Origin of the sequence: Flavobacterium sp. (genome assembly GCF_044348915.1) — a bacterium.
Lineage (GTDB): Bacteria > Bacteroidota > Bacteroidia > Flavobacteriales > Flavobacteriaceae > Flavobacterium.
Genome location: NZ_JBIKRX010000095.1, coordinates 1 through 9,399 on the forward strand (window position 1 = coordinate 1; position 9,399 = coordinate 9,399).

6 protein-coding genes are annotated in these 9,399 nt (G+C 38.1%); all 6 read right to left on the reverse strand.

The features are described from left to right. Positions 1-1,714: glucosamine-6-phosphate deaminase (nagB, locus tag ACIQ1E_RS12465; RefSeq protein ID WP_396171632.1), on the reverse strand; the 1,714-nt coding region annotated here is incomplete at its 3' end. Between the two features lie 271 nt (positions 1,715-1,985). Then, positions 1,986-3,407, reverse strand: coding sequence for a carbon starvation protein A (locus tag ACIQ1E_RS12470; RefSeq protein ID WP_396171633.1), 1,422 nt, complete (start codon positions 3,405-3,407; stop codon positions 1,986-1,988). 60 nt (positions 3,408-3,467) lie between these two features. Then, a complete protein-coding gene (locus ACIQ1E_RS12475) occupies positions 3,468-4,853 on the reverse strand; it encodes a sugar porter family MFS transporter (RefSeq protein ID WP_396171634.1) in 1,386 nt (461 codons plus the stop codon). 57 nt (positions 4,854-4,910) lie between these two features. Further along, positions 4,911-6,008, reverse strand: coding sequence for a DUF4434 domain-containing protein (locus tag ACIQ1E_RS12480; RefSeq protein ID WP_396171635.1), 1,098 nt, complete (start codon positions 6,006-6,008; stop codon positions 4,911-4,913). Positions 6,009-6,481: 473 nt separating this feature from the next. After that, entirely contained in the window at positions 6,482-7,366 is an 885-nt protein-coding gene (locus ACIQ1E_RS12485) for a hypothetical protein (protein ID WP_396171636.1), read from the reverse strand. A 12-nt stretch (positions 7,367-7,378) separates the two neighbouring features. Continuing rightward, positions 7,379-9,399: family 20 glycosylhydrolase (locus ACIQ1E_RS12490; RefSeq protein ID WP_396171637.1), on the reverse strand; the 2,021-nt coding region annotated here is incomplete at its 5' end.

Here is a 9,399-nt window from a genome sequence, read left to right on the forward strand (position 1 = left end):
CGTGTAAATCCCATTCGTGCCAAGCTCCTCGGTACAACCACAACCAACAATCACGCATATAAGGTTTTGATTTTAGCCTTTTCAAAGCGGCAAAAATAGCGTTCAAACATACTTCGTGGGTTCCGTGTGGATCGGCAAGATCGCCTGCCGCAAATACTTGATGTGGTTTTATTTTTTCGATAATATCTGCTACAATGGCAATATCTTCTTCGCCAATTGGGTTTTTCTTAACTTGTCCAGTTTCGTAGAAAGGCATATCTAGGAAATGTGTATTCTCGTCTTTTAGACCAATGTATCGTACTGCAGCGTATGATTCTCTTCTTCGGATGAGTCCTTTTAATTTTCGAACTTCGACAGAATCTATTTGATCCTCCGATTTATTCTTCAAGAAATCGATGACTGCTTGAAAATTGATTTTGCTCTCGTCTTCGCCCACAAAATCGTTGCAAACTTCGGCAAATTTCAAGGCTTCATCATCGGTTACAGCGATGTTTCCTGAAGTTTGATAGACTACGTGTACGTCGTGACCTTGTTTGATTAATTTCGAGAAAGTTCCTCCCATAGAAATCACATCATCGTCTGGATGTGGCGAGAACAGAATTACTCTTTTTTTGGCTGGATTGGCTCTTTCGGGACGGTTGCTGTCGTCGGTATTGGGTTTTCCACCAGGCCAACCGGTGATGGTGTGCTGCAATACGTTGAACATATTGATGTTCAAATCGTAGGCAGAACCTCCCGAAGCCAAAAGATCGGACATTCCGTTGTTGTTGTAATCTCTATCAGTGAGTTTTAAAATGGACTGTTTTGTTTTTTGGCACAACCAAACAATGGCTTTGCTTTTCAATTCGTGTGTCCAAATGCATTCACCTACTAACCAAGGGGTTTTGTATCGTGTCAATTCAGAAGCAGCCGATTGGTCTAAAACGAAAGTTGCATTGCCGTGATTTTGTAAAAAAGTTGCAGGCACTTCAGAGCTGATTTCGCCTTGAATGGTTCTTTTGATGATGTCGGCTTTGTTTTGTCCCCAAGCCATCAAAACGATTCTTTTAGAGCGAAGGATGGTTGAAACCCCCATCGTTACGGCTCTTTTAGGCACAAAATCAATACCATTGAAATCGAACGAAGCATCGACTCTGGTAATATGGTCTAAGGTAATGATTCGCGTTCCTGAATTGATGTGTGAACCTGGCTCGTTGAAACCTACGTGACCGGTTCGACCGATGCCTAGTAATTGGAAATCCAATCCACCGGCACTTTTTATCTTCATTTCATAATCAATGCAATATTGATTCAAATCTTCGAAAGGAACGGTTCCGTCAGGAATATTCACATTTTCAGGGTCGATATCGATATGATTGAAAAGATGCTGATGCATAAAATAAAAGTAGCTTTGGTTGTTCTCTTTCGACATTGGATAGTATTCATCCAAATTGAAAGTAACCACATTGCTAAAACTAAGCCCTTCTTCTTTGTGCATTCGAACCAATTCTTGATACACTTTTATAGGCGAAGAACCGGTCGCTAATCCCAAAACGCAAGGTTTGTTCTTGGCTTGTTTGGATCGGATTAACTGGGCTATTTCCTGAGCCACAATTACTGAGGCTTCGGCTGAATTTTTAAAAATTTCGTTGTGAATTTTCTCAAATCGGGTTTCTTCAAATTTCCCTGGGCTTTTATAGCTAATGTCTGGAGTAGTTTCTAAAGCAGTTTTCATTTAGTTTATATTAGATTACAAATTATTTCAATACAAGTACAAAACACGCAATACATTCAATTTCAGTTTAATAATAAACTTAAAAAATCACAATCGAGTTTATGCAATACCTAAACCTTTTTTGCGAAAAATCAATAGCATTCCTGCTATGCAACTGAAGGAATACAAATATAGAAATTATTTTATTAATTACTTTTTAATTACTAAAATATTTTATTAATAAATTTATCCCTGCCTTATAAGTACAATTTGGCTGAACACCAACGGAAAACTAGTTAGATTCTTTTTCAACTTTAAACAAAACAAACCAAACGCTCAATGCAATTGCAGCAAAAAGTCCAATACCACAAGACAGCATATAATCCAAACCTAAACCTTCAGGAGCAACCAAAATATAGGTCACCACCACCGCAGTCATAAAAGCAGAAGGTAGCAACACAAACCAGAATGCTTTGTGTTGTTTCTTTAAATAGACTGCAATTGCCCAAAGTACTACTGCTGCAAGCATTTGGTTTGACCAACCAAAATACCGCCAAATGATAGCAAAATCGACTTCGGTTAATAAAACAGCAATGCCAAAAATAGGAATGGTTATTAATAATCGTTTGCCAATTGTATTTTGGCTAAAATTTATCGAATCGGCAATGGTTAGTCGAGCACTTCGAAAGGCTGTGTCGCCAGAAGTTATGGGTGCAGCTACCACACCAAAAACCGCCAAAATCCCTCCTATTTTTCCTAAGGTGGTGTTACAAATTATATTGACTACCCAAGCTGCATCGTGCCCTGATTGCGCCATCGTTTCGCTCAACTCCTTCACTCCTCCAAAAAATGACATGGCAATTGCAGCCCAAATCAAGGCTACAATCCCTTCGGTAATCATGGCACCAAAAAATACTTTTTTCCCTTGTGCCTCATTGGTCATGCATCTTGCCATTAAAGGCGATTGGGTGGAATGAAAACCAGAGATCGCACCACAAGCAATCGTGATAAAAAGTAAAGGAAAAATGGGGTTTTCATCGGGATTCGAATGCAGGTTCTTAAGGGTATCTACTGATAATTCGGGAATAGTATAATCTTGGAACAACAGAGCATACAACAACCCCACAGCCATTATCAATAATGAAATGCCAAAAACGGGATAAATTTTACCTATTAATTTATCTATAGGAAGCAAAGTGGCTAATAAATAATATACAAAAATCACCACGATTAGCAGGGAAACATTCAACCCGGTTAGTCCATTTAATATGGTTGCTGGTCCTTTTACAAAGACCACGCCCACTAGAATAAGTAAAACAACGGAAAATATTCGCATAAAATACTTTACCCCATTTCCCAGATATTTCCCAACTATTTCTGGAATACTTTCTCCGTCATGCCTTACCGACAACATACCCGAGAAATAATCGTGAACCGAACCTGCAAAAATACATCCGAATACAATCCATAAAAAAGAAACTGGCCCCCACATTGCGCCAGCAATTGCACCAAAAATAGGGCCTAAACCTGCGATGTTTAAAAACTGAATTAAGAAGATCTTTCCTGTGCTCAATGAAACAAAATCTACTCCATCTTCTTTGTAAATGGCTGGAGTGGCTCGCTCTTTATCGATACCAAATTTCCGCTCGATATAACTGCCGTATATAAAATACCCTAGCACTAAAACTACTATACTTATTAAAAAACTAATCATTCTTTTTAAATTAAAGGGTTATGTTCTTCGTCATCATTAATACAAAGATTAAACAATGTATTAATGCGCAATCCAAATATCTTCGATTTCTTCTAATGATTTTCCTGTGGTTTCAGGCACAAAGAAATAGGTTATTAGGAAATAAGGAATACACATTACTGCAAATAACCAAAAGGAAATAGCAGGGCTTAATGATTCTAGCAAAATAGGAGTCAACTGCCCGATTAAATAGGTTCCAATCCAAAGCGAAAAACCAGCCATTGACATAGCCAATCCACGAACTTTTACCGGATACATTTCGGATATCAATACCCAAATCACCACACAAATAGAAATCGCGCAGAAGAAAACATAAGCTATTATCAAATACAATAAAATGGTAGGATTGCCAATATTCATTTTGAAATAGAAACCGATAGCTACCAACATCGCAAACATACCTGTAACCCCAATATAAACGAGTTTTTTTCGACCGATTTTATCAATCAAATACATCCCTAAAATGGTTGAAAGTACATTGACCACACCAATAACTATTTGGAAATCTAATGAACCTTGTGAGGCCATTCCAGCTTCTTTAAAAATAATTGGACCATAATAAAAAATGACATTTACCCCCATAAACTGACCAAAAATAGCCAAACTCATTCCGATAAACAAAGCCGTGCGGTAACCCGGTTGAAACAAAATTCTCCAATCGGATTTTTCCTTTTTAAGAAGCGAATTTCTAGTGTTTTCCAGTTGAATTAAAGCCTCATCAGAACCCAATAATTTAGTTAAAGTTTTCAGTGCTGCATCGCTGTTATTTTTCGCGATTTGCCATCTTGGACTTTCTGGAATAAAAAATATAATCAAGAAGAAAAGAATGGAAGGCACTCCACATAAGCCCAGCATACCTCTCCAATACTCCGTTTGAAAAATGGTTTTCATCCATCCCGTTTCAAATTGGCCAGAAGTAGCCCATTTCAATACTTCAGCATTCGCAAAATAAGAAGCCACAATTCCCACTGTAATAGCTAATTGGTATAAGGTAACTAAAGTTCCTCTGGATCTTGCGGGAGCAACCTCTGAGATATACAAAGGCGAAACAATAGACGCCACTCCTATTCCCATTCCGCCAAGAATACGACACCAAATTAAAGCTTCAAAACTATTGACAAACATACAACCAAAGGCTGAAAACGTAAACAAGGTAGCAGCCAATAACATGGTCCATTTTCTACCTAAAACATCGGCAATTTTCCCTGCAAAGGCAACGCCAACAATGGACCCAATAAGAGCACAACCCACATACCATCCCACGGAGACCGTATCTAACTGGAATTGTTGTGTGACTTGTTCAATGGTTCCCGAAATAACGGCTACATCGTAACCGAAAAGAAATCCTCCTATTGCTCCTATTATCGAAAGGAAAATTACATATCCTATATTCTCTTTTTTATTCATTTGTTTTGGTTTAATGGGTTAGTAGTTGATTTAAAAAATCAGGTTTTATTTATTTCATTATTTAATATCAAAATATTCCTTGTATCTATCGTACAAATGCCCCGCTTGCAAATACGAAGATTGCGGACTCATAAAGTGCGAAAACTCGAAAGTAATTCCTTTTTGGAAACCAGCGCGCTTGGCAGCTTCTAATTTTAAGCGCAATTTATCGAATTTGATTGGGAAGAATTTTATCGGCATATCACGATCAAATGTTTCGGCGTTGGTCCAACATTCTAAACCGTATTTATCGCCTAATTTTTTATTAACCGAAAAGAAAGCATCCAATTCGTCATAATCGATATGTCCGTCTTGGAACGCGCAAGCATCAACAGCCCCTTTGATTCCGTCGAAAATCTCACCCCATTCTTTTTCGTGTTCCTGAACTGAAACCGCATCGGTCTTCGACAAAGTACCTGAAGCCGCCATTACCGCTTTTTTGCCATCAATCCAAGGAGACATAAAAGTTGGAAGTCCACCAGAAACATCTTTGCACAGTTGGCCTAAAGTTCGGAAAGAATCGATAGCACCTTTGGTTTTGCGACTGATTTCGCCACTCAAATACCAACCTCCAAAACTTTTGAAATGTCCGTATTTTTTCCAAACTTCTTCTATAACAAATTTGTTGGATTCAATTTCATAGGTCATATCGCCGGTATCCCAATATTTTCCAGAATCGTACAAACCAAAATAAAACTTCAGTTTGTGCTTGTCGGCCAAACGCAAATACATTTCTAATAAATCGACTGAGGGTTTGTAGCAGCCTTGTTTGATTAAATAATCGGAATTGTAGGTGATGAATTTTCGATATCCCGAACGAATCATAATTACTGTATCGATACCTATGGCTTTCATATGAGCAAAATCGCGATCCCACTCTTTTTCGCCCCAGTTTTGATGCGGAATATCGTGTGAAATTTCATCAAGAAAGGTTCCTGTAATTTTCAGCGCATTTCCCGCAGGAACAATAAATTTAGGTGTTGAATCTAAAATAGAATTTGCAGTATCGATGAGTTCAGTGTTGGAACCACTTTCAAAAGAACTCAAAAAAGGAACACTCATCGCTGATGCCGCTCCGATGCCTAATTTGTTCAAAAAATCTCTTCTTGTTTTCATAATATTTAGTATGTGTGTTTTTTTATTTTTAACCCATTGGGTCTACCATTGACGTTATTTGTTAATTATATAATTACCAATTAAGCAACAAAATACAGTTGTAAGAAAAAAAACAATTTTTTAATTAAAACTCTACTTATCTTATAGAATAATGTGTTTTTAATTTTCTTTTTTGCATTGCCCAAAAAAGAAACAAAAAACGCTAGCCCTTGACTGTTCGCCGACCCACTATTTTCTCAATTCTGAAATCCAACAAACTCGCTACGCTCAAACAGCGTTGGATTTTTCCAGAATTTTCGAAAAGCGGGTCCCAGCCTGCCACAGTCTATGGGCGGGGCATCCTAAGAACATTTTCGTTTCTTTACATCATTTTATATTGCTTTTTTTAGAATAAAAATTATACCTCGAACTGACGTTTTTAATAATTGCATCCAACGGGTTATTATTAAATAATTTGCTTTTTGCTAACTGTATTATCTACTGCCAAAAATATCTATATTTTCCCCACTTTCACCACTAGAAAGGATATCAAAATAACTTTTTCCTGGACATTGCATATCGGTGAATCTTTTGGAATGCATCGGCGCTTTTACAATTTGAGAATTGGCAGAACGGAATAAATAGACTTCAAGCCATTTGGCACCTGTTACTTTTGCTTTGGTAGTTTGCACTGGCTTTCCTTCGTTCGACACTTGGTCTATTGCATTCACCCTTTTATAATTGGCCATAACTTCATTTCGATACCCATCGGCTTCGAATATCTCTTCGTATTTTTTGCCTGCACCTTCTACTACAAACTTAATTTTCTTTGGTTCGATGACTTGAATGCTCATCGAAATGGTTTCGCCTGGATACCAATAATAATTGCTGGTAGCAGGCGCATTTTGATAGACCGCTACTTGCCCTCCTTTGTGACTCGTGCGACGCATAAAAGGTCGAAATGCTTTTCTCTCTTTACTCACACTGCCGTCTGCCTCCCGAATGACTTCCCAAGTCATTCCGATATCTGTTTCTTGATCGTCGGAGGTTCCACCAAGATAAATGGAGGCATTATCTAAGTAGGTTCCTAATTTGTTAGGGTTTTCACGTGTTAAATCGTAGGTCAAAGTTGGTAAAACTACTGTCCCTCCTATTCCCAGCCAAAAATCCTTGCTCGATACTGCTTTTCGATAATACGCTCCAGCAAAACAATTTGCAGAACTTACAGGTGAGACTTCGCTATAAAATTTAGTTTTAATTTGTTCTTCTAAACTAATTGAAGGCACAGGTTGAGCCTGAGAAGAACTCTCGGAACAACTACTAAAAAAACTAATTATAAACAGACTATAAATCCAATTTACTTTCAAAACTTTGTTCATTTTATAAGACTATTAATTTACTATAATTTCATCGACGAATAAAAAAGTGGGCTGCCCTCCTCCATAATGCCAAGTCGGTATTTTTTCGAAAATTGGAGCCACTATTTTGACATATCTTGCTTTCTGCGTGGGGAAGTTTGCTTTTAAATTCTTAACCTTGGCATTGTCTCCTTGTTCTGCAATGGCTATATCTTGCCCATTAACTGGAGTATAGTTTTTCCCATCCTCAGACAAAAGCACTATGAATTGTTTGGGTCCAAAAATCCAATCATTGGGAGAAATAAAAGTATTCATTGCCACTTCCGAAATATCTTGAATGGTTCTCAAATCGACTATTGCTTCTAAATTTTCATTGTACAAACCGATCCAATCGCCGGTACTAAAAACAGTTGTGCCTTTCTTGCCATCGACCAAGGTTTCGGCTCCATTGAAACGATAGCGTTCCGTAGGTTGATTTTTCAGAACAATTGGCTTGAGTGTTGCTTTATTAAACTCAAACGACTGCACATAGACTTTACTTTTTTGGTTTGGACCGATGACAACCGCTTTGACCGTTTCCGATTTATTAATCATAATTTCCTTTTGGTACTTTAAACTGTTGATTGTAGGTTCTTGACCATCCAAAGTATAATAAATTGGATCTTTGCTGGTTGTTTTTAGCTTTAGAATCAAACTGGAATTCTCGGTATTTATATGTATTTCAGGCGAAACTTCCAGAATGCTTTTGGCATAGTTGTACTTTAATTTGTCATAAACAGGCAATAAATCGGACAATCGACCTAAAAAGTTAGCATAATTTTTCTGCTCAGAATTGGTCCACAACACCTCGCTCAAAGCCGCTAGCCTTGGTAAAATCATATATTCCACATGGTCTGAATTTGGCATATATTCCCTCCAAACGTTGGCTTGAGCACCAATAATATGTTGGCGTTGTTCCTTGTTTAAAATCTCAGGAATAGGCTCAAAAGAATAGACTCGTTCGATACTGGTATAACCACCAATGGCCAGGGGTTCAGCATTAGTGTCATTTCCCTGATAATGATCGAAATAACAATGAGAACTTGGAGTCATAATGGCGTCGTGTCCTTGTTGTGCCGCTTCAATCCCTCCCTGAAAACTTCGCCAAGACATAATAGTGGCATTGGGAGCTATTCCACCTTCGAGGATTTCGTCCCAACCGATTATTTTTTTTCCCTTGGCATTCAAAAATTTCTCCACTCGAGCTATGCAATAACTCTGCAATTTTTCCTCGGTGGTGTGTTTGGCATCGCTTTTTAAACCCAACTCAGCTATTTTAGCTTGGCATTTAGGGCAACTCTTCCAAGAGTTTTTAGGACATTCATCACCACCAATATGGTAATAGATTGAAGGAAATAAAGGAATCAATTCCTGAAAAACTCCTTCTAAAAATTCGAAAGTTTTTTCATTTCCCACGCAAAGCACATCCTCCGATACTCCCCATTTTTTTCGTACTTCATAGCCTTCGCCTTTACAACCCAACTCCGGATAAGAAGCAAGTGCCGCCATCATATGGCCGGGCAAATCAATTTCTGGAATAATGGTAATGTATTGTTTTTGAGCGTAGTCGACAATTTCTTTTATCTCCTTTTGAGTATAAAATCCTCCGTGCGGTTTGCCGTCGTAATCCTTTTTGGATTTTCCGACGATTGTTTCAGTTCTTATGGAGCCGATTTCAGTCAGTTTTGGGTATTTCTTGATTTCAATGCGCCAACCTTGATCATCAGTCAGATGCCAATGGAAGGTATTGATGTTGTGCAAAGCGAGAATATCAATGAATTTCTTCACAAAATCCACTGGCGCAAAATGGCGGGAGGCATCGAGCATCATTCCACGGTAGCCAAATCGAGGATAATCTATTATAGACACTATTGGCAATTCCATTTGAGTCTTTGAATCGGAAACGAGCAGCACTTTGCGAAGCAACTGAACACCATAAAAAGTTCCTGCTGATGTAGCGCCGTTGATACTAATCTTATTTTGTGTAACTTCGAATTTGTAAGCTTCCCTGTTTT

Bases quoted from the DNA above. Each gene is read 5' to 3' on its own strand.
- ACIQ1E_RS12470 (WP_396171633.1), bottom strand. From the start codon at position 3,407: ATGATTAGTTTTTTAATAAGTATAGTAGTTTTAGTGCTAGGGTATTTT.
- ACIQ1E_RS12475 (WP_396171634.1), bottom strand. From the start codon at position 4,853: ATGAATAAAAAAGAGAATATAGGATATGTAATTTTCCTTTCGATAATA.
- ACIQ1E_RS12480 (WP_396171635.1), bottom strand. From the start codon at position 6,008: ATGAAAACAAGAAGAGATTTTTTGAACAAATTAGGCATCGGAGCGGCA.
- ACIQ1E_RS12485 (WP_396171636.1), bottom strand. From the start codon at position 7,366: ATGAACAAAGTTTTGAAAGTAAATTGGATTTATAGTCTGTTTATAATT.